Here is a 24,244-nt window from a genome sequence, read left to right as displayed (position 1 = left end):
CTCTCCGAATGGACTTTTTGAAGGTGACAACCTTCACCTATGTGTCTTTTTTTTATCCAAATTGTGCGGATACCCCAACAATTATTATAGAACCTGTTTTCTAAAGAAGGTGCCGAGAAGAAGCATTCTCAGAACAGAAAAAGACCCCGCAGAGATTGCTCTCCACAGGATCTTAATTCTATCAGATACTAAACCAATATTGCCAGAATAGTGTCTAAGTTGTGTGGTGCATAGGCACCGGGTTCTTATGAAAACTTATTATGCTACTGTAATTGTATAAGTAGCTTTTGATCCATCTTCAGCTGTAACTACAATTTTCATTGTATTTACTACTTCTGTAGTATCAGCATCTAGTGTTGATGGTGTTCCGTCAGCATCTTGCAATTCAATGCTTCCGCCAGTAGGAGGTGTGAGTGCATCTACTAAAGCTTGTGTGTAAGTTCCAGATGCTACTGTCAAAACACTTCCTGTTATATCAGTAACTACCGCTTCTTTTCCGACAGTTACTGTTAATGTAGTATCATCGCTAAGAGCTGGAGGTGTTACAGACTTCGCAGGTACAACTACATCGATTGACTGAGTATCAGCCTTATAATCACCTTTAGAAACTGTTAATACTAGAGTAACTGTTTCTTCAGCGACCGGAGGTGTGATTGTGCCATCAGTTGCAATAACAGCTGGATCACTAGAAGACTTAATACCTACCGTATACCCATCCGCCACTGTTGGTAATGTTAGTTTTACAGCATCTTTAGCTGGTGCAGCAATGCTTGTGATTTTCAATGCTTCAGCATTAACAGCTTGTTGGGTTTGTTCAGCAGAAGAAACCGCTTCTAAGATTGTAAATGTGATTACGCCATCATTGTTTTTGTAGTAGTGAAGTTCTGCATTCGGGCTAGTTGAAACGATGTCCTCAAATTGAGCAAAGTTCAAGTTAAGTGTTGTTGTTCCGCGTGCATCTTCATACTTCACTTTACCAGCGTCAAATTCTTCTTTATAGTTAAGCTCTTTCTTGCCAGCGAAAGTAAGTTTCTTTTTGTCTTTATCGAAGCTTTCAACAACACCAGTGTGTGAAGTTCCAAGATCTGAAGTTGATTGGAATGTAGCTTTTGCTACTTTACTTTCAGATAGACGAACAACTTTCTTGTCGTTGCCCACTTCTTTAGCTTCACCGTATGCTGTTACATCAACAGAAGCTGTCTCTCCGTTAGCACCAACAAATAGTTTTACTTGTTTGTTGTTTGTTGTTTCAAGTGTAAATGTTTCACCACGACGAGTAGAGATGATTGTTGCTTTGTCGCGATTACCCACGTCAGCTGCGTTCTTCCAAACGTAAACATCACTATTGCCAGTGTTCGTTACTTGGTAAGTAGCTTTAAAGTCAGAGATACTTCCTGAGAATGCTTCACCACTTTGGTTAGCAACGTCGAAACGGAATTCAACAGCATCCGAACCTACTACAGGACGATTATCTTTGATTTCTTCTTGTGTTCTTTGGTTGTATACTTTCAGCTTGCTTCCTTCAACTTTTTCATCTGCGAAGTAAGTCATAGCAGCTGTTTTAGTTGGCTCACCTTGTTCAAGTACGCCATCTTTGTTGTTGCTTGTGTTGATATCGATCCAGATTACTGGAGTAGCATAGTCTTTATTGTCATTGCTAACAATTTTGAATTCTGCTTCACCTTTAGAATCTAGTTTGATTTGAACTTGTTGCTTGTTGTTTGTGTTGTAGTAGTTTGAAGTTCCTTTGTATTTCGTATTATCTACAACAAACTCTGCTTTCGTGTTTGTAGAGATTACACGGTCAAGAACTTCATCAAATGCTACGTTAACAACTTCGCCAGCTGCTGCTTTACCGTTTTCGTCTTTAACAGCCACTTTGTATACGCGACCGTTTGATGAACCTACAGCTGCCTCTTCGCCACCGTCACGAGTAAGTTCTAAATCATATTTCGCATGAATAGCACCGAAAGTCAATTCAGCAGCTTTCACTTGTAGTTCAGTTTGATCTAGTTTGTTAACTGAGTTTTGGCCATATCCAGAGTTGTCAATGAATACAACTGGAGTTGCTTTTGTGTTTGATCCTGAAACAGTAAATGTTGCTTCACCTTTAGAGTCTGTTTTAACTGTTACAGAAGCTACTTGACCATTAGTAGTTTGGTAAGCCGGCTTGCCATTAATTGTAGCATCAGTCAATTTATTGATAGCTACATCAACGTTTTCAGCGAAAGTAACATTCACATCTTGGTTCTGAACAGCTTTACCAGTTTTCGGATCTTTATATGTTACTTTGTAGACTTTATTTTCTCCGTTATTTAAAGAAGCACCTTTTTTGTCGTCTTCTTCAAGTGTTAGGATTGTGTCAACACCCCAATGTACAGTTGCATAGTCACGAACTGTTGGAGTTCCTGTTGGGTAAGCTACTACTTCGTCAACACCAGCAGCATATTGTGTATAAGAGAATGTTGCGATACCATCTGCGTTTGTTACCGTTTCAAACACTTGGTCTTTGTTAAGAGTGCCAGTTGTGTTAGCTTTTACGTTGAAAGTAACAGGGATGCCTGCTTGTTTAACGCCAACATCAGCAGATAGAATTGCTTGTTGTCCAACTTTACCTTGAACATTTTCAGTAGTCATGTCGATTTTCGTCGGTACTACTGCAGACATACCAGTGAATGAACCAATTGCTTTGTCATTCAAAGTAACTGTGTACTTTTCTCCACCTTTTTGAACAGCAGTCGTCAATACAACAGTTTTGTTGTCAGTTTGTTTTACTGCAGCGTTAGATACAGTCAAACCGTCGATTTTGAAGTCCAAAGAGTTAAGGTTTTCAACTGCATCTTTGAATGTAACTTCAACAGTCGTAGCGTTAACCGCCTTTATGGTTGCTTGCTTGTTAAATCGCTTTGAACCAACATCTCAAATAAATTTCTTTGATAGAAATTCCAAAAATAAAGATTGCTATGTAACAACTATATAAAAACTAGAAAGGTAATTTACTTATTCTTTAGTTTCTCTATGATAATTCAAATATATTTGTTCAGCCCAATATTTTTCATCATAATGATGAACATATAATGGATCACTTTGTAGAAGAGGAAGTAATGTGGATTTCATTAAAACTTCTGTCGCCTTATTCCCCAGTAATTTTTCCAATTCGTCACGTATATAAAAAACCAGCTCTAAATCTAATTCATCAAATTCAAAACTATCCAAAACCAAATTAATCCCCCCTTAAGCTTGGCTGATCAATACGTACACCATATGATCAATCAGCCTATAAAAACTTCCGTACGTTTATTCTATAATCAAAATTGACCGTCACCATCGTCACTGCCGTCACAATTATATCTGCTGTATTATTATATATAGGAATTTAACCGTCACTAGCGCCACCTATATCGCAATATCCACTGAAAAGCAATCATAACCAATATAGGCTATAATAAATGAAGGTATCTTCAGGGTTTTAATCGAAATAAATAGACATATACTGAAAATGATGAAAGAGGGAGGGATCAGGCTTGTTTAAAACACCTGACATTGACACAATGACCATTGACGATGTACTAAACCTTCCAGAGAGCCAGTACTTTGAACGTAAATCGGCTGAGATTAAAGCTGCTAAATTAAACATTCCCCTAACCGCTATGGCGAATGCAGATGGCGGAGTAATTGCTGTAGGTGCCGGCAACGGTAAAATAGAAGGGATTACTGCCCAAGGAAACATTAAGATAAATGATTATATTCAGTGCAAAATCAACAATTGTTTCCCGAGCGTGAAAGCGCGACATCGTTACCTACCTGTCACCAATTATAAAGGAGAGCATGATCAAATCCTACTCATACAAGTAGAAGCATCTCCAAATACGGTACATAAAACCTCTGCTGATGACGTTTATCTTCGCATAGGCGATGAAAGTGTCCGATTGAATCATGAGCAACGTTTAAATTTAGAATACGACAAGGGTGAGCGGTCGTTTGAAGATCAAATTGTTCAGAACTGTAAGTTGCAAGATTTAGACAAGGATCTCTTACACCAATATGCCAAAGCTGTGGAATATGAGGGAGAAGATATAACACAACCTTTATATGCACGCGGATTCATTCACCCCGCTGAAGACGGCTCCATGGAAGTTACAGCTGCCGCTGCATTACTGTTCGCAACTCATCCTGGCCGCTTCTTTCCAAACTCCAGAATTCGCTTCATACGCTACGAGGGCAGCAGCGAAGAGGTAGGTACATCGATGAACATAGTTAAGCAAACAACAATTGAAGGCCCTCTCCCTGCAATGCTAGAACAATCGAAGCGATTTATCTCCTCTCAGTTGAGGGACTTTACCAGCCTAAATCCATTAAGCGGCAAGTTTTCCACAGTTCCTGAGTATCCTGAATTCGCATGGCTCGAGGGTGTTGTTAATGCAGTCACACACCGAGCGTATAACATTCATGGTGATGATATTAAAATTAAAATGTTTGATGATCGGCTGGAAATCAGCAGTCCTGGCCGCTTCCCCCATATCGTCAACCGTGAAAATATAAAAGAAGTGCGATATTCAAGAAACTCTCGAATTGCGAGAGCTTTAACAGATTTAAGGTGGGTCAGGGAACTTGGTGAAGGCGTTAAAAGGATGTACAAAGAAATGGAAGATTTCTTTTTAGACGCACCAGAGTATACAGAAACACAAAATGCCGTAATTCTAACGCTAAAAAACAATATTGTTATGAGAAGAATTAGACGAGAAGAACGGATTAGCATGCTGATTTCTACAGAATGGGATGAGCTAAATGAGTTTGAAAAGAAAGCAATTGAATTCGTCTATAGCAGAGGAAGTATTAACACAGCTCAACTACAGCAATTAACCGGTAGAAGCCGTACATTTTGCAAAGATATTTTGAAGGCATTGACCGATAAGGATATCTTTACATTAAACAGTACTTCTCCAACAGATCCAAACCAGTATTATTCGCTTCAAATTGTTTCGGAATAGAAAACAACGGCGTGAGCTTGACATTTTAATCGATTAGCTTAACATTTTGCTAATCCAGCTTAACACTTTTTCACTTGCGCTAAGTATTAATTTTCGCCAATCCGGCATAATTTTTCCCACATTTTATGAAAATATGCATGCAAGCTTCGCATTTAACATGCCCAGCTTAACATTTTCTATAATAAGCTTAACATTTTATTAAGTCGGCTTAGCAAATTCAAATAAACGGCTGCCGATACAATGTATCAACAGCCGTTTGTTTTAGTTATGAAAATGAATTTGCTTACTGTTGTATATATTTCCAGTTATATTTTGGTAATAGTACAACGATTTTTGAAGCGGAGACAAGTAGCATTCAATATCTAATAAAATGGTGGCCCTCTTTTTCTTATCTCCAATTAACTCTTTAATATTCGCTGCCAATGCTGGATCTTGAAATGTAAACCTAACACTTGGAATATATTTATATCCATCCTTTTTTGCTTCCACCCAAGGATCCTTAAGAGTTAAGCATATTTCACCTCTAATCTCATTGACCAGGTACTCTCCTTCTAAGCAAACAGTATCGCCAACATGTTTTGCATCTCTGCCAAAGCATTTATTTAAACGTTTGGCATCTTCTTCATAATAGAAGTCATTCCAAGCGATCACTTTATTGCCGACTTTAATCTTAATTGCATTACTAAATATTTTACCACCCTCAAATTCCGACTCGATAACTTTTTTCAACCTCAATATACTGGATATTGTTCTAAAGTATATTTGACGAATCTCTTTTTCAGCGTTTTTCGATCTAGTCTTTCCTTCTTTATATTCTTTGACGAGGAGTTGCACCTTATCGATATCCACTATGAATTCCTCTTTACTCAATTGGTATACAATGCCTTCTGATTCATTTGCAATATTCTCTGCTATTCCCCATCCATTATAACTGCAGTTATCTCTATGGTTTTTATGAGCTCTGAAATGCGGACTTTTCTTGGACGGATTAACAAAAGTAACACTTATTTTGCAGTCTGTACATACGAGACTATCATTTAACTCGTCATTCTTCAAAAGATCATATACATCCACAACAGTTTGCCGATCTTTTAAAAGCACTTTTTTCATTTTTACATTCATTATTAATTTCTCCTTTCAAAAATCACATTTTATTCAAGGCGCCTATTAACTCTTCACCTGATGGCTCAATATAAATAGCTGTTGTTTCAATCTTTTCATGTCGCGCTAATCGCCGTACAATTTCTATTGGAGTGCCCTCTCGTGCTAGATTTTTACAGAAACTGTGTCTGAAGCAATGCGGAGATACAAAGGACATTCCCGCTAGATCACCATATTTTTTAATAAACTTATGGATACTGCGGACATGAAGTTGCTCTGATCGTTCTGAAACAAAAAGGTTGGCTGACTGTACATGGACTGGTTTGTCTGCTTGTTTGCGTAAGTTCAACCACTTTTTCAGGTTCCGAGAATATTTATGAACCAACTTAACGACTGCATACTTCCCTCTTTTGCCGTCTCGCACTGTGATATTTATGTGGTTATCTTCGGGAGCTATATCGGCTACAAGTAAATCAGATACTTCCTGTACGCGAAGGCCAGCATATAGCATGAGATCAATGACTGCTAAATTACGGATACGCAGCCATTCATTTCGCTCGAGATCTGCATAAGCTATAAATCTATCTTGCTCTTTCGGAGATAGCCATTTATTTGAGTCACCAAAGTTATTAGAGACTATAATACTTTTAATACGAGTTGTCGGGTTAAGTAATAGCTGCCCATTTTCTTCTATATAACTGTACAGTGATTTAATTGCAGCCAGATACTTGTTGACGGTCACCGCGCTCAATAATTTCTCATGACGTAAATACGCAGTATATTCTTTAATATCAACGGGTTTTGCTTTCAAGATCTTTTCTTCTCCACCGACCCAATCGTAATAATTAATTGCTATTTGCTTATACGCCTTTATAGTTTGCTGATCTTTTGCCTGGTCTCGTAAATACAGTTCAAACGAGTTGATGATATCCATTTAGACCCTCCCCGTTCTCGGAACTCCAAAGTTTCATAATTTCACCGTTCTCGGAACAAAATCACCGTTAATAAATTGGAATTGTTCCGAGAAGGGCTATTCTACGAACCATATATCCAAGCTTATTTTAAGAATAACGCTTTAATTTCATGGGCGTATCCATACTTCTGCAAGAATTCAATTAATGCAGCTTCAAATATTTCGCGCTGCCTGATGTTATATTGCCTTGAGAAGTCGATCAACATTTGATTCAAAAGATGGCTAATGTTCAGATTCTTCGGAGCTAGTATGCCGGGCACTAGATAGCGAGGAATTTTCTCAACGATTCCTCCGTTCGCTAAATAGCTGCCTGTCATCTCTTTGACAAGCTCACCATTTTGCTGAATACCAGTTTCTCTTTCATAGTTACTTCCTGACCAAACATATCCTTTACTTGTCATATAATCTGCTAGGGCACCATGGCTTGGGAAATACAGCTGTTTTGCGACTTCTTTAGCATCCATGCCGCTTTCAAATAAGTCGATGATTTGTTTTACTTTGCCGCTATGAACTTCTACCTTTTCTATTACCTCTGTTATTACTTCTCTTTTGACGTAATTTCCAATAGCCTTATCCCAGCTATATCCCCTCCTTCTCATGAAGGTGTCTAAAGACCTATAATCGCTATATTCATATCTTTCCGATAACTCATCTTTGGTTGTTCCATTACTAATTTCCGTTATAACTTCTGCAGCACGCTCTTCAAACTCTAACTTAGCCACCATTTGTCTATTCCTCCTTATCAAGCAGATCAACTGCTGCTTCCAAATCAGCTGTTACTATATTTAAATAGATACTAGTCGTCTTTAAGCTGGCATGGCCTAATAAGCGCTGGATCGTCGAAATGTTTGCGCCCCTGTTCAATAAATTTGTAGCGAAGCTTCTACGAATGCTGTGATTGGTTATGTTCCTATCCCACCCCAATTTTCTGCATGCTTTCTTTAACTCAAAATTAAGGTATTGAGAAGATAAACGACCTGTCTTTTCTGTAGCAAAAAAAAATTCAGATTCTGATTTTCTAACATTCTTTAAATACGTTAATATATGGGGTCTTAAAGTTGTGGCAATCGGTATTTGACGATACTTGCCACCTTTAGTGTTAAATAAATGAATTTTATTTGATTTTAAATCAACTGCAGAAAGCGTAAGATTTTTCATTTCGCTAACCCGCAGCCCTGTCTTAGACAAGAAAAGAACAGCAAATCTTAAAATCGGCTTATCGATGGCTTGTAAGAGTTGTTTTATTTCATCTTCATCTAGCGTTACCTTAGGGCTTTCCACCACTTTAGCGCTCTCAATAAAGTCGCATGGATTTTTTTCAATCAACTCTTTTTTCAAGGCATAATGGAACATTGATGACACACTAGCAAAATATCGATTCCTACTGCTCGCCTTCAATCCTTTTTCTTCTGCGAGAAACTGAAGGTAGTTCTCTAAATCATCCACACTGACTTCTTCAAGGTAAACCGAGCGATTTAACGCTCGGGTTAGGTATTTGTTGAATAGGTCTAGGTCTCTTTTATAACTCCTAATGGTTTCTGAGCTAAATCCTTTAACGGTAATATTTTTAATAAATGCTGACTGGACATCAGTGAAATTTGTATTTTCCATATTTTCCTATCCCCTTTGCTTAATCGGCAAGATTAAAGCTTGCATGATTAATAAATTTTAAAGCTTATACATCTTGTGAAGTCTTACATCATTTCGTCGTATATATTCATAATAAATACCATTCTGCTCTAAGGTAGGCTTCAACCGCTCCATTGCACTTTTTAATCGATTGCTGCTGATCCAACCACCACTTTTCAGATCTTCTACAGGCACATATGTTTTTAATATGTTCAGTAATTCAGTTGCTGTTCCTTCTATAGTTCCTTTTTCCATTAAGCAATTTTTAATTGCCAAGCCTATTAAATTTTCTTCAAGGGCGTCGGTAGCTATTTTTTTATGATTACTCTCAAATGCTTTTAGAAAGGATCCTTCACTAAAGCCAAAATGCTTTTCAGCAGCTGAACTCAGAAGTGAAAAATCTGCCATTCTCGGAAGGGATACTAATGTTGTGTGGGGTAAATCGTTCAATGTTTTACACAGAACGTCTAAAAACCCGCCAAAGATTCTGGGAATTGCTTCCTCAAATTCTCTCCAAAGTTCCCGTTCTGACTTTCTTTTAGAACTCAAATTTGGTAAACTAAATATGATTGATCTGCTAGCTAAATCTGCTCTCTCGACTAAAGAGGAAATTCCATTTAGCATGATTGGTCTGGTTGCAGATAAGCTGAATTCTTTACCGTTTGTAAAAAGTTCACGTGTAGATAGTCCCGCACCTGTTGCAATTTTACATAAGCTGTCCGAACATTCAGCGCTGATCATGCTGATATTATCGTATGTTAACAGCAATGTCTGCTGGGCTCTGATGATCATCGATTCTTCATCCTTGGGTAATGACGCTATTTCCAATACATGAGGATCTGTTAATTTTTTTAATAATCTCATGTGATTTGTTTTTCCAGATCCTGCAAGTCCTTGGAATACCGCTATTGGGAAAGGACCTTTTCCGTAATAGATAGCTAAAATATAGGAAACTAGCAGTACCCATTCATCCTCCTCGACATTGACGAATCTCTTTAATTCATTAACGTTGCCATTTCTTACCGGCTTTTTCATCTCTTTCATACTGAATGGGCGGTAAAATTTAACAGGCACTTCTCCTTGACTAACTATTTTCCATCCATTCTGACTTACTTCAATAATTTCTCTAGCATTGTTAGCTAAATCAATATAAAATTTTCCATCTTTTTCAGCATTTCTAATGTACACTTCTTTTATATTCTCAGATTCAAGCTCCACGCTTGCAACTACACCATTAATTGCCGTCTTTAACGCCTGATCATTTAAGGGTTTTTTAAATAACATTAAATATTCCTTTCTTAACCACTTTTTAAATAACTCTTCCTCCAAGCGAATATTTTCCATAATATCTCTTATAGAGATAGTCGCATATACTTCGCAAGTCGGAGTAACAAATAATTCTTCTGCCAGATAACATAGCTCGATTACAGCTTGTCCCAATGATATTTCCTTCTGTTCTACCTTCAGCTTAATTTGATCTTTAGGGGAAAGCTCCTCAAGCTTTTTCACTTCACCAATTTGTATTCTTTCCTTCTCTTCTTCGTTAGACATAGACATCTTTTCCATTTATCAAAAGCCATGCTTTCCTTTTTGAAATACCATATATTCTCTCCAGAAAATGTAGCCCGTTTCCTTTACCGCAACCAGCATGGCAAATCCAACCTCCATCTGTAGCACAGAATGAAAAAGAGTTGTTTTTATCATTGTGAAATGGACATTTTGACGATTTCCATCGTCCGTTCCCCCGAATATTGGAGGTGTGTTTAGAGAACACTCCTAACCAATTGACTGATTGTAAGGCTGATTCATAAGCGCTTCTTTTAAATTCATTAGTATTTGTATATACTGTAGGGGAAGGCTCTTGTCCATTGTTTGTGTTAGACAGCAATTTGATAAACCAATATGGCAAGTCAGCTTTTGTAACCATTTTTGGAGATATGACCCACTCATATCTCCTTCCTTCTACGTTCCAAGAAGGAGGAGCAACAGCTTGTTTGCCATCAGACAATACATCGATTTGGCTCCACAGGCTTGTTGAATGAATATTCTTATCATAGTTAAAGTAAAGATGAAAACCACGTCGAGTTTTAGATGTCCAAGTTTCAGGTAATCCGCCTAACTGATTAATTTTTTTCATAACACCCATGTCATCGATGTCTATTACTATGCAATTTGAAATAGCGCCAGTTAAGATACCTAGATTTTTACTATCATCATAGGTAATTAATTTGCCTGTTTCAGTTAATAAACCATTTTCAATATTTTGTTTAGAAAGTGGTCTTTCAATAAAATATTGTGGCCATTTTTTCAAAAGAGGCTTTTTGCCGTTCAAAGGCATTGAAACGAGACCGTACTTCAATAGTTGTTTTGCAGATCTCTTAGTGAGGCTCATTGGCATGATTCCTTTCTTTGTAATTGAATACGATCAATTGCTTGAAGAACATTTCGTTTCTGTTCATCTGTTAATTCATAGCGAAACATTTTATAAACGCTGTTTTCATGGCAACCTAATTGATCAGCTAACATCCAAAAATAAATCTTTTGTTTTTTCATAGTTAATTTAATATCTGAATTTCTCATTTCTCTCACCTCCTTAAAATAATTAAGTTACGTAGGTTATTATAACTAATGTAACAACAACTACATTGTAATATTTACTGATTTATATTGCAACCAATTATAATAACTAGCAAAGGAGCATCACTTTGAAGCCGTATCATGAAATGCTAAAAAGCGCCATTAAAGAAAGTGGACTTACATTAGATGCGATAGCATTAAAACTATCTAACATGGGGTTTTCCACTACAAAAAATCACCTAAGTTCATTGCAAAATGCTAAGATTGCTCCAGCTGCTGAAAAGTTGAATAGAGCATTAGCCGAAATCCTTAATATTAATGAGCAAGAATTCTTACTAGCAGCTGACTTTATAAAAGCAACTCCTACTGTTCAATCTGTTATATCCGATACCATTGAGTTGGATTATATTCTCACGAAAACTTTAAAAAGTATATTTGAGCAAGTATCCCCCTATCTTCTTTTACATCAGGACTCTATACAAAAACTAACTGAGAGAAATTACAACCCTTATAATGCTGAGGAATTTCTATTGCAATTAGAAAAAAATGCTTCAGTTTTGGAAAAATGGAAGCTATATCAAGTGTGTATTAACTCCTTTGAAAACGTCCTAATTAATTCTGATAATGATGATGTGCATATTGAATTAAGAAATATTTATAACGAAAAACTTAATCATAGTAAATCCGATACTTTAGATGAGCAAAGCATTATAAAAAAAGTTCCTGTATTGAAGGCTATTTATGCTGATCAAATATATAAAGATAGTGATATAATCGAATACAAGTTAATTCCTGTCAACAACGACAAAAAATATTTTATTTTAAAAGTTGTAGATAACAGCATGATTCAAGAAGGAATTGAACTTAATGATTTATTGTTGGTTCAAAGTGCTTGTGAACTGGCCCCCACGGACATTGGAATAATTGCAATTGAAAACAATCCAGCTATGGTTAGAAAAGTTTTACTTCATCAAGAACTTTGTATACTCTTAGCCGGCAATCCAGCTATTGCTCCATCTTTCCATGAAAAGAATAAAATTAGCATCATTGGTAAAGGAATAGAAGTTATCAAAACAAAAAAGTTACCACTTGATTTATAACTTATTCAAACCTTTTGGAAGTTTTAAAATAATATTCTTACCGTTTTGAATACTAAGCAGAAGAGTGAAAATATCACCCTTTGAAGTTTTCAATAAATCTTTGTTTTGCTCACGCATAATATCCTCCTAAAAACAACAGAAAAACCCCTCAATTAAGAAACGCATTGCATAAATGCGTACTTAAATTGAGGGGTATGCCCTTTGTTATATTAAATTTTCTTTACTTACTTTGTATTAATTAGATAATATCAAACTACTACTCCATTTACAAGTAGTAACTCTAAGATTTTTTCTCCTTGAGTAATTAATAAATTCTGCTATACTTGTCACTATATTAATTAATCACATTTATGTGAGTGGCCACCTGAACACTTAATCCGGTAACCGGGCCTCTTGTTGGAGGATAAAGACTACCCCGCTACCCGTATGTGTAAATATGAATACTGATAGAGTCCAACGAGCTATGCGTTTCTGCGCCTGGCTCTTTTTGTTTTCTCATTTTCAAGCAAACCATTCTATTCAACTATTACACAGGAGGTGCCGCACATGGCATACGTTATCGGTTATCAACTTTCTAATAAAACAGAGCGGTTATTGAAGCTGCTCATTTCTTACAGAGGAATGACTGCGCCCCAGCTGGCCAGGATGTTCTTCGCTACTCATGATTTGACTCTCTCCCAGGAGAAATCGATCTATAACGATCTGGCTAAACTGAAAAAGCAGGGGCTGGTAAAGTCCTTGCGCCTGCAGCAGAACGTTTCCAAAGGTTCGCTCTATTACCTGACCCCTAATGGCTATGATTGCACAAAAGAATTGCTGAATATGCGGGAAGGGCAGCAAGGCGAGGGCTGGATGCCGGCTGAAGACGGCGACTATGACCTAGCTGACTTATCGTACGATTTGTACATGCCCCCCACCAAGCAGGCAGCCCATCACTTGTTGCTGATGGACTTCTTCACTGAGCTGCATACTGGAAGCGATGAACTGGGAGAAGTGCTTCGTCATCGGCATAACCTGTATGCTGCCGTAAAATATCACACGCCAAAAGGCAGTCAGCAGTTTCGGCCGGATGCAGAGGTTCTAATTGATGATCAGTTGTTCACCATAGAAATTGACCGCGCTACCGAATCGCATGAGCAGCTGGTGCAGAAATTCCTGACGTATCGACAATATTTAGACACTCATGCCAATCAACCCGACCGCAAACAGCTGCACGGCATTCTGTTCGTCGTGGAGTCACGCAGGAGGGAACAGGGCATTCGAAGACGCTGGCATAACATCCTGGCAGCGTTCTACAAAGTGCTGCATCCTTACAGCCATCAGCTGAACTTGATTCTCACGACAATGGACCAGGCAGTCGATACGTTGAAATTTGAACAGGACCGCCCTATGCTTGCCATGCGGATGAAGCAGGATCTGATGAAACAAGTCCAAGAAGGCGAAAAAGTGTACACCATCAGTCATAAGGACTCACCAGACAGACTGGCGCTATGCATCACATCGCCAAATCGTCAATACCGCATCGAGTACAGCCAGATTTCACAAGAATTCGAAAGTGCTGCCTACCGCAGTTATGCTGAATTCCATGATCGACAGCTTATGACCTACAAACTGAAATGCCCGGCTACAGATTCGGAGGGCATGCGGTATGCAGGAAGCCGAAATATCTTATATGCCGCACATGCAAAGCCGGTAATCTTCGATTCTTTTGCGACGTATAAAATGGATCCGAAAGTAGATGATAAGCTACGCTTACTTTCCAAGCACCTGGAAATGAAAAGTTTTAATCCGGTCATTAATATGCCGGTGACATATTGAATATGTGAAGATCAAAAAGCGGGGAGCTATCTCCGCTTTTTTACGTGACGCTGGTGACGGCAGTGACGGTCATTTCTTCATGTGAAATAAACCATTACTCTTCTCCAAACGTCTCGATGCACATTTCCGTAAAACAAGGATCGCAATAGATATGGCGACCGACAGGGAAGATCAGCTGATGATCCAGAATCCGCTGATGACACTGATAGCAAAAATGAAGAGCGATAACTTTTGGTCGATCTTCCGCTTTCTTTTTTAACTGAAACTGCACAATTCATCATTCCTCTCTATTTCTCTTCTTCTTTTTCAAAACTCTAGTCGATTCACTGCCAGCCTGTCAACTAAATAGATAGGTGACGCCAGTGACGATCGTGACGGTCGATTTATCAAATAAAATAAATAGGCTGCGTGCTAGTTATATTCGCTGTGCATGAAAGCTCCTGGTCATCACCTTTTAGTTTCCCTTTTAAAAAATCAGGTATAGTAACTGCCATGGAAATACCGGTTACTTACTGCATTACTCAGTAACCAGCATTTCTTTTCTACTGACACTGCAACAAACGCCGTCACCTCAACCTTTTCACCGGCTTCACCTCATATGGCAGCAAACCCAGACAATACCCCTCCCCATCGCCTCATTTCCAGTAACTTTCCCGGCCACGGATCCACGCTGCCCGAGGGCTTGTTCTTGCTAAGGCGCCAGGTTGTAAACATACCAAATTATCACCTTCTCATCTTCCCCTTTGCCAGATATTATGTTAACTTAACTGTAATCAAGCTCGCTGTTCCAGAAAGGAGCTCTGCCATGAATCCGCAAAAGCTGTTACTCTACTTTTACATCTTGGGCATTTGTTTTCCCGTTGCTCTTACGTATGTAATGATTGTGAACCTGATTGTCGGCGAGCCAATTCGACAGATGAGCGTCTTGATTTTGGCATTCAGCTACATAATCATGATCTATCTCAATCCGGTATTTCAAGAACTATGGCAGAAATGGTTTGGCAAAGATTAATGCCCTTACATAACTAGACACAAGATCGTACGTTCGTTATAATAGAGTGGATCGATCATTGGCGATCAGCAACGTAGTAAACCGCTTTTTGCTTCTTGGCTCAGAAGCACGTTTGATTGAACTGCATATGACTCGGACTGCCAGGTTGCCGTTTGGTATATGGCAACCTGGCAACACAACAAGCCCTCCATCCAATTACGGATCGAGGGCTTGTTTGCGTTATGAAGTTCCGAGAAGGAGCATTCCCAGAACCGAAAAAGATCCTGCAGAGATTTCTCTCCACAGGATCATTCTTCTATCAAATACTAGATTGTCGAATCGTCAGAATAGTGTCTGAATTATGTGGCGCACAGGTACCTCGAACTCGAACTTAACTAGAAAAACTTATTGGATTGTGATATTACCAGTTTGTGTATTACCTGCAGCGTCTTTAGCGCCTGTAGAAGATATTACATCAGCCTGAGCAACTGTTGCCCCTGCACCCAATTTAATTGTTAATACTTTCTTATCTGCACTCCATGTATATTCAGGTGCAGTACCTAGTGTTTTTCCAGCTGCTAATTGAATAGCTACAGCAGATGGATTTGCAATTGGCTCATCAAATGTTAACACTAAAGTTGCTGGAGCTGCAGCAACCTCTGTAGCACCACCAGCAGTAGTAGCCGAATCAATAGCTGCTACAACAGTTGTATCCTCTGCAGCTGCTGATAACTTAGTAATATTAGTTACAGAATTAACTGCAGCAATTACATCTGCAAATGTGGCAGTCACGTCAGTACCATCATCTTCTAATTCAACCGTAATAGTTGTAACTCCGCCGCTAATAGCTACAGAAGCAGTTGTTTCAGTAGATGATGGATCGTTATTTACTAGGTCGATTTTAATATCATTGTAATCTTCACCAGCTTCTGTTGCTGTAAATACAAGTTCATCTGTACCAACAGTAATTTTAGCAGTCGCTTTTTTAGGAGTAACAGGATTTACAAGTGTATTGTATTTAGCTGTTGCTGTTGGAGCAACTGTATCAGCTGTACCAACTTCAAATACTGTAAAGGTTACATTGCCATCTTTATCTTTGTTATAACTAAATTGCGCTCCATTATTTAATGCGATTTTCTCAAATTGAGATTGAGGAATATTCGCACCGTTTTGTACGAATTTAGCACCTTTATAGCTAATTGCTTTCTTACCTGTAAATTTAATTTCCTCTTTGTCAGTATTTATAGATTCTACAGTACCAACAAAGCTCTCACCAACATCTCTGCTTGATACAAACGAAACCTTAGATGTTTTATTTCCTAAGTAAACTGTAGCATTAGTATCAGTAGTTGCTGTTGCTGTTGCTTCTACACGTACATTAGTTGTTGTATCAGGTGTTTTTGGAGTAACCTTAATATTATTAGTATTATCTGCTGACTCAGATTGAACAGTTTCACTACGATTCGCTTGAACTGTTATTGTTTTCTCATCAAACCCGCCTGAAGCATTTGATACATAATATTTAACTTCTACATCATTGTCACCAGTATTAAATACAGTATATGATGCTTTAACTGCCTTAAGTGAACTTAAAGGTACTGCTGTTCCATTTTGGTTTGTAGCTTTAAATTCAAATCTAGCTGTTTCACTACCTGAAAGTGATTTATCTTCTTTCACTTCTTTGCCCGTAGCTACGTTAATAGCTTTCAAAGTGCCTGAAGTTAGTTTGGATGCAACGAAATATGTTTTATCTGCTACTTTAGAAGGCTCTCCTTCATCAAGTTTACCAGTATTGTTATTAGTATTGATATCTAACCAGACAACTGGTGTAGCGTAATCAGTATTCATTGTACTAGCAATGACAAATTCACCTTCACCTTTTGAATTCAATTTCAGTGTGATTTGTTTATCATCATAACCTGGAGTTGATGTTCTAGTACCTAATAAATCTGTATCAGCTAGTTTGATGAATTTTGCAGATGTAATTGTGTTGATATTACGATCAATATCTTCATTGAAAGCAACATTTACAGTTTCATTAGCCGCAACTTTTCCATCTTTTGTTTTTACAACAACTTTATATTTACGACCGTCATTGTTAGTGTTTACTGCCGCTTCTTCGTTACCATCACGAATTACTTCAATATCATAGGAAGCTTGTTGTGCAGCAAATGTTACTTCATTTGTAGATACTTGTAGTTCAGCACCATCTAATTTATCATTACCTTTGCCTGTGCTGCCAACATTTTCATCAACGAAAACAACTGGAGTTGCTTTTGTATTTGTACCAGTTACAGTAAATGTCGCTTCCCCTTTAGAATTCGTAGTTACTTGAACTGGCACCGGATTAGACCCATTAGACAATTGGTAAGGTGTTACGCCATTTACAGTCGCTTTAGTCAACTTATCAACAGTAACATCCACATTTTCTTTAAATGTAACATTTAGCTTACGGCCTTCGACAGGTTTTCCAGTTTTAGCATCTTTATAAGTTACTTTATAAATTTTGCTTTCACCATTGTTTAAAACATTACTTTTTTCATCATCTGAAGTGATGGATAGAATTGTATCTACACCCCAGAATACTTTTGCAACAGCGCGAGTAGCAGGAGCACCTGTAGGATAAACAGCTACATCATCACTATAACCAGCAACGTATTGAGTATAAGAGTATGTTGCAATTCCGTCAGCATTAGTAGTTACTTCTTCAACGTGATCGGAGTTTAGTTTCGAACCAGCTGCTACGTTAAATGTTACAGGAACGCCTGCTTCTTTCACACCAATATCAGCTGTAAGAATTACTTGTTTACCGACAATACCTTGAACAGCATCGTTAGTTACAGTGATTTTTGTAGGTACAACACTAGAAACACCTGTGAAAGAACCGATTGCTTTGTTATCAAGTGTTACAGTGTACTTCTCGCCGCCTTTTTGAACAGCAGTAGTTAGTACGACAACTTTTTTATCAGTTTGTTTTACTGCAGCGTTAGATACAGTCAAACCGTCGATAGTGAATTTAAGAGAGTCAACGTTTTTAACTTCTTCTTTGAATGCAACTTCAACAGTTGTATTGTTAACCGCCTTAACTGAAGCAACTCCTGTTACTACTCCACCTTCAACATCAGAGAAGTCTGCGTTGATAGTTTTGTGTAGGAATGTAGCAAAGTGACCACGAGTAGTTGTAGCTTTAGGGTTGAACTCAGGTGCAGCTGGGTTTGTGATGTCGAAGAAGTCCAATACGTCGATTGCTGGACGTGCTTCAGCTTTCGCTTTACCTAGGTCAGTAACGTCTTTTTTGAAATCTTGGTCTGCAACATATGAAGCAAGATCGATGTCATGTACGCGGTCGAATGCGCGAACAAGAACGATTGCCATGTTTTCACGAGTGATGTCGCCAGTTGGATCTAGTTTGCCATCTGGAGTTCCTACGAACACACCGTTATCGTAAACTACTGCAGCCATTTCAAGCAATTCTTTGTTTGAAGTAGACTTTAGGTCTGCGAAACGTGGTTTTGATTGAGCGTCAGTTGGCACTTTATAGCCTTCTGATACAAGCCATTTACCCATCAATTTAACTACGTCAGAACGAGTCAAAGTTTTGTTCGGTTTGAATGTACCGTCTTCGTACCCTTTGATTACACCCGCTTCAGATAGTGCGTTGATTGCTTCTTCGTGCGTGTTGCCTTTTGTGTCAGAAAAATCTGCCGCGAATGCAACTGGTGCTACTGCTGATGCTACTAGAGCAGCTGAAGCAGCCCCTACTACAAACTTGCGATATTTCGTTGGTTGGTTAGCCATTGAATAATTTCCTCCTCTTAGGTATCTCTGTTTTTGCCGGTTTACTACCTATGTATGAAAGTAGTAGGCATTACACAGTAAAGTATAGATAAGAACGGTCGAGATGTCAATTGAAATTTAGAAAGTTTGATAGATTACTAACAAACATCGACAATTCTTTTTCGCCGCAACTTCTATTCTACCGAAATTTCTAGAAGATGCAAGTATTTGCCAAGACTTTTTTAAAATAGGGTCATTTGGCTACACTTGGAAAACGACATACAAAAAGGCTTGAACAGATGGGAACTGTTCAAGCCTTTTTGTTTGCGGTCAACCAACCGTTACGCTTCGCGTGGCATTGTGCTATATGCTAAGAGAAAATTATCCTTACACTTCCGTATTCTATCATTAAGTTTACTAGATTACAAGATGTGTTTGATAGTTTGTGTTTTAATATTGAAATAAAATTTCTTTCCGTCATTTCAAATCGCAATCATTCATCTACGACTCACTTTTTCCTATATACCTCAACCAAAAACTTTGGTAGATTCATTTGCCGTTTGATTCGGCTTGGTTCAAGCAGTAAACGATACAACCATTCCGCTCCTGCTTTTTGGAATGCAACAGGAGCGCGTTTAATGTTCCCAGCTAGGACATCGAATGAGCCGCCTACCCCCTGGTAGAGAATTGGGTGTAGCTGGTTTCGGTGTTGTTCAATCCATTGTTCTTGTTTTGGTGAGCCCATGGCGACGAATAGGATGTCGGGTTGGGCTTTGTTTATCGTGTCGAGCACTACTTGCGTGTCTTTTTCATAGCCGTGCTGGATGCCTGCGATTTGAATGTCAGGATGAAGTTCTTGTAATCTCTTAGCGGCAGCGTCGGCTACTCCGGGTTTAGCGCCGTAGAGGAAGATTCGCTTTCCTCTTTTGGCTGCTTCTTGTACGATGCGGTCCATCATGTCGATGCCGGTGACGCGTGAGCGTATCTGACCTTTTTTCAGCTTGGAAGCGAGAATGACACCGATGCCATCCGGAATTTGGAATTCAGCCCGGTTGAGCAATGCTTTCAGTTCGGCGTCTTCTTTCGCTTTCATGAGCTTTTCAGGGTTGATCGCAACGACGAGTGATTTTTTTCCTTCATCTATATTCGCGAAAACCTTCGGAATCAGTTCATCATAGTTTTCGGTGTTGACGTTAACGCCTAGTATTTCTTCTTTCATGAGTAAAGCTGTCCCTCTTTTTTGCCGTCTCCTAGTTTAAAGAAGCGATATTCTGCTTGCTCCCATCTATCAGGATTAAGGGCATTTTTTGTGTCGAGCATAATCGGTCTCGGTTGTTTCGTTTTCAGATTCGCCGGGTCGAGCTGTTTGAATTCATCATGATCGGTAGTTAATAGAAGAAGATCGGCGTCTTGGATTGCCTCTTCTATTGTTTCAGTTTGCGTCGGGTGTTGCAGTTCCTTGATGTGTGGATCGAAGGAATTGACTTCCATGCCCAGTCCTTGCAGTGCTTCGATGACTTTTGTCGCCGGGCTTTCGCGCATGTCGTCGACGTTGCCTTTGAAAGCCAGTCCGAGAACCGCCACTTTGCCGTTTTCGATACCGAATTGCGAGAGTAGTTTCTGCGCTCTATGTGCCGTATACAACGGCATACCGTCATTTGTCAGACGTGCTTTTTTAATGATATCCGCTTTGTCCGGTGCCAGTTCAACTAGGAACCATGGATCAACTGCGATACAGTGACCGCCTACGCCTGGTCCTGGTGTATGGATATTTACGCGTGGATGGAAGTTCGCGAACTTGATTGCTTCCCAAATGTCCACGTCGATGCCTTCCGCGATTTTCGCAAGTTCATTAGCAAATGCGATATTAACGTCACGATACGTGTTTTCCATTACTTTGACGAGTTCTGCTGTTGTAGCGTCCGTAAGATGAATCGTCCCTTGTACGAAAGCTTGATATAGTTCTTTCGTCAATTCTGCTGATTTCGGATTGATGCCGCCTACGATGCGGTCGTTGTTGACAAGTTCTTCGAAGATCTTGCCTGGGATAACGCGTTCTGGTGAATGAGATACGAATAGTTCTTCGCCCAAGATCAGACCTGTCTTGCGCAGTTCTGGCAGCATGACATTTTCGACTGTTTTTGGCGGGACAGTGGATTCTAAAATCACAAGTGCACCTTTTTTGACGTATGGCACGATGGATGCTGTCGCCTGACGGATGAATTCCAAGTTGGCCGTGTTGTCCGGATTGATTGGTGACGGGACGGCGATGATGTAGACGTCTGCTTCTACTGGTGTAGTCGAAGCTGTGAAGTGTCCTTCGTCGACTGCTTGTTCCAGACGTTGTTGCAGGCCATTTTCTTCTATATGTAGTTGTTTGTTGTTGATCAGTTTAACCGCGTGTTCGTTTTTGTCGACGCCGTGTACTTGGAGGCCGCTGTTCGCGAACATGACAGCGGTTGGCAAGCCGATGTAGCCGAGGCCTACCACGCATAGTTTCTTTTGCATAATATTTTCTACCTTCGCTTTCCTGTTGAGTGTATGGATGTTAGAGGCCGCTTGGTCTCCGGATCTGCACTGCGGGCGGACGCTTTCCGTGGGGCGTGCGGTGAGCCGCTTCCTTCGCTTCGCTCAGTCCAGGGTCTCACCTGTCACGCTAATCCCACAGGAGTCGCCGCCCTCCGCTCCGATCCTATAAAATGTGTAATATTTTTAAAATATAAAAAGCGCATTGTTTATATAGTAGCATCTACACAGTATACCAAGTTATTGACTTACCGACCAATTTTATTTCTTTTGGGTGGTTTGTACTTTGAATGTTGTATACGTTCCTTGTTTTACAGTTCGTCCACTCGTGCTTTTTGTTCCTGGATGAACGATGAGCATGTATTCTGCGCCAAGTTGCATTGGTTTGGCGGGTTGTATGGTCATAGTTTTGTTGTTAGTTTGTTTTTTCGTTGTAGGTATAGAGACGCTTCCGAATTTGATAAGTTCCATTTTGTCGTATGTTTTTGCCGGTCCGAAGTTCATCGGTTGGGTGAACTCTACGTTGAAAGTTTTTTGTTGCGGTACGTCGGTCGGCCCTTTGGCGTGTTTATAGTTTTTACTCGCCAGATCACTTGTAATTAGACGTTTGTGCAAGCCGGTCAGTTCTGTGCCTGGTGCCATGTTGATCGTTGGTTGGACGCCTTTATGCTGGACAGGTGTTCCTTTTGGTCCAGTGTAGTGCCCGGTCGTCAGTTTCAGTGCGCCGCCGTTCGCTAGTTCGAATAGGGACTGTACGCTGCCTTTGCCTTTCGTGTTCTCCCCTACTACTACTGCTGCTTCTTGGTCTTTGACGCTTACTGCGACGATTTCAGATGCGGAAGCTGAGTAGCGGTTGACAAGTACATAGGTGTTAGCCGGAAATTGATTTTTCGCAGGGATCGCTTTTGCGGATTCTGTACCCATGCGTGTTTTTAGTTTATAGGCTTCTTTCGCTTTCGGGAAAAAGCCGAGAAGTTGTTCAGCGCTTTCGACGTAGCCGCCACCGTTAAAGCGTAAGTCTAGAATCAGTTTTTCAGCGCCTTGGTTTTTAAGACGTGTCCAGTGGGTATTAACGTCTTCTAGTAGGTGCGATGAAAAAGTCTTAATTTTCAAATACCCGACATTTCCGTACATCATATGTGATTGGACATTGGTTTTATTCGTCACAGGTGCAGAGGTTGCCGCTACTTGTGTCGTTGTACCTGCGCTTGCGTATTGATTCAGATAGTCTTTGTATTCCGCTGGTGTCAGATAGACGGAGTATTCGTCGAGTTGATTAATAATTTCATTGACGTTTTTGGCTTTCTGTATGTTGTTTGGTTTCTCGCCGTAGTAGTAAAGTTCAACGATCTCTTTGACTTCGTCCAGTGTGGCAGCTTGAGACACAGGCGCTAGGCATAGCCATGCAATAATGGTGGCTGCGGCGATGACTGTTTGTTTCATTGCGGTTCCTCCTTTTATTGGTCGGGTTTCTTATGTATCTACTCACTATACCCTACATGACTGCGATTAAGCAGAGTAGATTGATTTATTTTTTCGAGTATAGGTTGACCCAGTAGATTTTACCCTGTTTGTCGGTGGCTGTTCCGGCTCCCATGTGAGTAAATGTTGGGCTAAGGAGGTTTTCTTTATGTCCGGGCGATGCAAGCCAGGCATCGGTTACTCCTTTGGCGCTAATGTAGCCAGCTGCTATATTTTCTCCGTAGGCTTTCCATTTATAGTTGAATTTCTCCAGCATTTCGGGCACTGTGCCATAGGTTGGAGAGGTATGTGTAAGTTCACCGTGTTTTGCCATGTCTTCAGCTTTGGCAGCGGCAATTTTATTGAGTGCCGGGTCTGCCTGAAGGCTTGGGACTTTGGCGGCTTTACGTTCGGCGTTAACATTGATGATTGTTTGGGCCGCTAATGATGGTTGATTGACGGGTGGTTCTGGTTTAGGCGGCTCGGGTTTTGGTTGTTCCGGTTTTGGCGGTGCTGGTTTGTCCGGCTGCTGTTGTTTATCGATGTACATTTTCTTTTGTTTATCATAGGTGATCAGACCTTTAGTGCGTTTGTTGTCGAATTCGATCGTGCGGTATAGAAATGCAGCCATCTGTGCTCGAGTGACGGGTTCATTCGGCTTGAATTCGGCGCCGGGACGCGTTGTTGTGATATTGAGTTCTGCGATCGTGATGATGTAGGTATACGAGCCATTAGACTTCGTGACGTCGGCAAAACGGATGAAGTCGTTGTCGTCGGTGATGATGTTGTAACCGAGAACGAGCAGTTTTGCCATTTGACCACGTGTCAGCGGTGCATTCGGATTGAATTTTGATTGATTGGCGAATAGACCTCTTTCGGTAAGTGCACGAATGTGGTCGTACGATCCGTGTGTCGGTTGGACATCGATAAAATTCAGTTTGTAGGCGTTGCTCGGCTTCGCTTTGATGGCGAGTGCGATCATTTTTGCGGCCTGCGCGCGCGTGACAGGCTGGTTGAGACGGTATGTGTTGTCCGGATAGCCGTTGATGATTTGATTGGCAGCCATGTAAGTGATGGCTTCATTAGCGTAATGGTCTGCCGGGACGTCTTTGAATGTTGCAGCTTTGGCGGTCGGCGCACAGGTTGCGGCGAGGGCTGTGGTAGCTATAGTAATGGCAGTGGTGCCGATGAATAGTTTTTTGTTGTGGTGCAATTGTGTGTTTGTTAGTTTCATAGATTTGACCTCCTTTTGTATGAGTATACTGGATTGTGGGGTGGGTTTGGTAGGGAATTTGGTGCG

19 protein-coding genes are annotated in these 24,244 nt (G+C 39.9%); 3 read left to right on the top strand and 16 right to left on the bottom strand.

Annotation, left to right across the window (positions count from 1 at the left end):
- Positions 1-258: 258 nt before the first annotated feature.
- Together MKY93_RS03270 and MKY93_RS03265 are read right to left on the bottom strand one after the other, a co-directional pair.
- The gene (locus tag MKY93_RS03270) at positions 259-2,817 is read right to left on the bottom strand and encodes a hypothetical protein (protein ID WP_340758227.1); all 2,559 of its coding nucleotides are present in this window, start codon (positions 2,815-2,817) and stop codon (positions 259-261) included.
- Positions 2,818-3,000: 183 nt separating this feature from the next.
- Positions 3,001-3,222, bottom strand: a complete 222-nt coding sequence (locus MKY93_RS03265; RefSeq protein WP_340758226.1) for a hypothetical protein — start codon at positions 3,220-3,222, stop codon at positions 3,001-3,003.
- 302 nt (positions 3,223-3,524) lie between these two features.
- Here MKY93_RS03265 and MKY93_RS03260 point away from each other — a divergent pair, with 302 nt between their 5' ends.
- A complete protein-coding gene (locus MKY93_RS03260) occupies positions 3,525-4,991 on the top strand; it encodes an ATP-binding protein (protein ID WP_340758225.1) in 1,467 nt (488 codons plus the stop codon).
- A 261-nt stretch (positions 4,992-5,252) separates the two neighbouring features.
- Here the strand turns inward: MKY93_RS03260 and MKY93_RS03255 are convergent, their stop codons facing one another.
- The 7 genes from MKY93_RS03255 to MKY93_RS03225 form a co-directional block, all read right to left on the bottom strand.
- A complete protein-coding gene (locus MKY93_RS03255) occupies positions 5,253-6,113 on the bottom strand; it encodes a hypothetical protein (RefSeq protein ID WP_340758224.1) in 861 nt (286 codons plus the stop codon).
- Between the two features lie 22 nt (positions 6,114-6,135).
- Entirely contained in the window at positions 6,136-7,026 is an 891-nt protein-coding gene (locus tag MKY93_RS03250) for a tyrosine-type recombinase/integrase (RefSeq protein WP_340758223.1), read from the bottom strand.
- A gap of 122 nt (positions 7,027-7,148) precedes the next feature.
- On the bottom strand, positions 7,149-7,790 hold the full coding sequence (locus MKY93_RS03245) for a hypothetical protein (RefSeq protein WP_340758222.1): 642 nt from the start codon (positions 7,788-7,790) through the stop codon (positions 7,149-7,151).
- Between the two features lie 4 nt (positions 7,791-7,794).
- The gene (locus MKY93_RS03240; RefSeq protein ID WP_340758221.1) at positions 7,795-8,676 is read right to left on the bottom strand and encodes a tyrosine-type recombinase/integrase; all 882 of its coding nucleotides are present in this window, start codon (positions 8,674-8,676) and stop codon (positions 7,795-7,797) included.
- A gap of 57 nt (positions 8,677-8,733) precedes the next feature.
- A complete protein-coding gene (locus MKY93_RS03235; protein WP_340758220.1) occupies positions 8,734-10,245 on the bottom strand; it encodes a hypothetical protein in 1,512 nt (503 codons plus the stop codon).
- A complete protein-coding gene (locus tag MKY93_RS03230) occupies positions 10,238-11,086 on the bottom strand; it encodes a bifunctional DNA primase/polymerase (protein ID WP_340758219.1) in 849 nt (282 codons plus the stop codon). Before MKY93_RS03230 ends, MKY93_RS03235 begins: the two co-directional genes overlap by 8 nt.
- A complete protein-coding gene (locus tag MKY93_RS03225) occupies positions 11,083-11,274 on the bottom strand; it encodes a hypothetical protein (protein ID WP_340758218.1) in 192 nt (63 codons plus the stop codon). Before MKY93_RS03225 ends, MKY93_RS03230 begins: the two co-directional genes overlap by 4 nt.
- A 125-nt stretch (positions 11,275-11,399) precedes the next feature.
- Between MKY93_RS03225 and MKY93_RS03220 the strand changes: the two genes are divergently transcribed.
- Positions 11,400-12,371, top strand: coding sequence for a S24 family peptidase (locus tag MKY93_RS03220; RefSeq protein ID WP_340758217.1), 972 nt, complete (start codon positions 11,400-11,402; stop codon positions 12,369-12,371).
- On the opposite strand, the gene MKY93_RS03215 is transcribed toward MKY93_RS03220, so the two are convergent.
- Positions 12,366-12,488: a hypothetical protein gene (locus MKY93_RS03215; RefSeq protein WP_340758216.1), complete on the bottom strand. Its 123-nt coding sequence runs from the start codon at positions 12,486-12,488 to the stop codon at positions 12,366-12,368. The genes MKY93_RS03220 and MKY93_RS03215 overlap by 6 nt on opposite strands.
- 429 nt (positions 12,489-12,917) lie before the next feature.
- Here MKY93_RS03215 and MKY93_RS03210 point away from each other — a divergent pair, with 429 nt between their 5' ends.
- Positions 12,918-14,189 (top strand): replication-relaxation family protein, encoded by a 1,272-nt coding sequence (locus tag MKY93_RS03210; RefSeq protein WP_340758215.1) that lies wholly within the window; start codon positions 12,918-12,920, stop codon positions 14,187-14,189.
- A gap of 94 nt (positions 14,190-14,283) precedes the next feature.
- Here the strand turns inward: MKY93_RS03210 and MKY93_RS03205 are convergent, their stop codons facing one another.
- The 6 genes from MKY93_RS03205 to MKY93_RS03180 all read right to left on the bottom strand — a co-directional run bounded on the left by MKY93_RS03205 (position 14,284) and on the right by MKY93_RS03180 (position 24,178).
- The gene (locus tag MKY93_RS03205; protein ID WP_340758214.1) at positions 14,284-14,460 is read right to left on the bottom strand and encodes a hypothetical protein; all 177 of its coding nucleotides are present in this window, start codon (positions 14,458-14,460) and stop codon (positions 14,284-14,286) included.
- A gap of 1,125 nt (positions 14,461-15,585) precedes the next feature.
- Positions 15,586-18,978 (bottom strand): S-layer homology domain-containing protein, encoded by a 3,393-nt coding sequence (locus MKY93_RS03200; protein ID WP_340758213.1) that lies wholly within the window; start codon positions 18,976-18,978, stop codon positions 15,586-15,588.
- Between the two features lie 487 nt (positions 18,979-19,465).
- On the bottom strand, positions 19,466-20,176 hold the full coding sequence (locus MKY93_RS03195; RefSeq protein WP_340758212.1) for a WecB/TagA/CpsF family glycosyltransferase: 711 nt from the start codon (positions 20,174-20,176) through the stop codon (positions 19,466-19,468).
- A complete protein-coding gene (locus MKY93_RS03190) occupies positions 20,173-21,465 on the bottom strand; it encodes a nucleotide sugar dehydrogenase (protein WP_340758211.1) in 1,293 nt (430 codons plus the stop codon). The genes MKY93_RS03195 and MKY93_RS03190 overlap by 4 nt, the downstream gene beginning before the upstream one ends.
- 279 nt (positions 21,466-21,744) lie before the next feature.
- Positions 21,745-22,926, bottom strand: coding sequence for a S41 family peptidase (locus tag MKY93_RS03185; protein WP_340758210.1), 1,182 nt, complete (start codon positions 22,924-22,926; stop codon positions 21,745-21,747).
- An 85-nt stretch (positions 22,927-23,011) separates the two neighbouring features.
- On the bottom strand, positions 23,012-24,178 hold the full coding sequence (locus MKY93_RS03180) for a CAP and S-layer homology domain-containing protein (RefSeq protein WP_340758209.1): 1,167 nt from the start codon (positions 24,176-24,178) through the stop codon (positions 23,012-23,014).
- Positions 24,179-24,244 lie beyond the last annotated feature (66 nt).

Origin of the sequence: Sporosarcina sp. FSL W7-1283, from assembly GCF_038003105.1 — a bacterium.
Taxonomy (GTDB): domain Bacteria; phylum Bacillota; class Bacilli; order Bacillales_A; family Planococcaceae; genus Sporosarcina; species Sporosarcina newyorkensis.
The sequence above is the reverse complement of the archived record's forward strand: the minus strand, read 5'-3'. Positions and strand labels throughout refer to the sequence as shown.

Coding starts and splice junctions, on each gene's coding strand:
- MKY93_RS03255 (WP_340758224.1), bottom strand. CDS start 6,113: ATGAATGTAAAAATGAAAAAAGTGCTTTTAAAAGATCGGCAAACTGTT.
- MKY93_RS03250 (WP_340758223.1), bottom strand. CDS start 7,026: ATGGATATCATCAACTCGTTTGAACTGTATTTACGAGACCAGGCAAAA.
- MKY93_RS03245 (WP_340758222.1), bottom strand. CDS start 7,790: ATGGTGGCTAAGTTAGAGTTTGAAGAGCGTGCTGCAGAAGTTATAACG.
- MKY93_RS03240 (WP_340758221.1), bottom strand. CDS start 8,676: ATGGAAAATACAAATTTCACTGATGTCCAGTCAGCATTTATTAAAAAT.
- MKY93_RS03235 (WP_340758220.1), bottom strand. CDS start 10,245: ATGTCTAACGAAGAAGAGAAGGAAAGAATACAAATTGGTGAAGTGAAA.
- MKY93_RS03230 (WP_340758219.1), bottom strand. CDS start 11,086: ATGAGCCTCACTAAGAGATCTGCAAAACAACTATTGAAGTACGGTCTC.
- MKY93_RS03225 (WP_340758218.1), bottom strand. CDS start 11,274: ATGAGAAATTCAGATATTAAATTAACTATGAAAAAACAAAAGATTTAT.
- MKY93_RS03215 (WP_340758216.1), bottom strand. CDS start 12,488: ATGCGTGAGCAAAACAAAGATTTATTGAAAACTTCAAAGGGTGATATT.
- MKY93_RS03210 (WP_340758215.1), top strand. CDS start 12,918: ATGGCATACGTTATCGGTTATCAACTTTCTAATAAAACAGAGCGGTTA.
- MKY93_RS03200 (WP_340758213.1), bottom strand. CDS start 18,978: ATGGCTAACCAACCAACGAAATATCGCAAGTTTGTAGTAGGGGCTGCT.
- MKY93_RS03195 (WP_340758212.1), bottom strand. CDS start 20,176: ATGAAAGAAGAAATACTAGGCGTTAACGTCAACACCGAAAACTATGAT.
- MKY93_RS03190 (WP_340758211.1), bottom strand. CDS start 21,465: ATGCAAAAGAAACTATGCGTGGTAGGCCTCGGCTACATCGGCTTGCCA.
- MKY93_RS03185 (WP_340758210.1), bottom strand. CDS start 22,926: ATGAAACAAACAGTCATCGCCGCAGCCACCATTATTGCATGGCTATGC.
- MKY93_RS03180 (WP_340758209.1), bottom strand. CDS start 24,178: ATGAAACTAACAAACACACAATTGCACCACAACAAAAAACTATTCATC.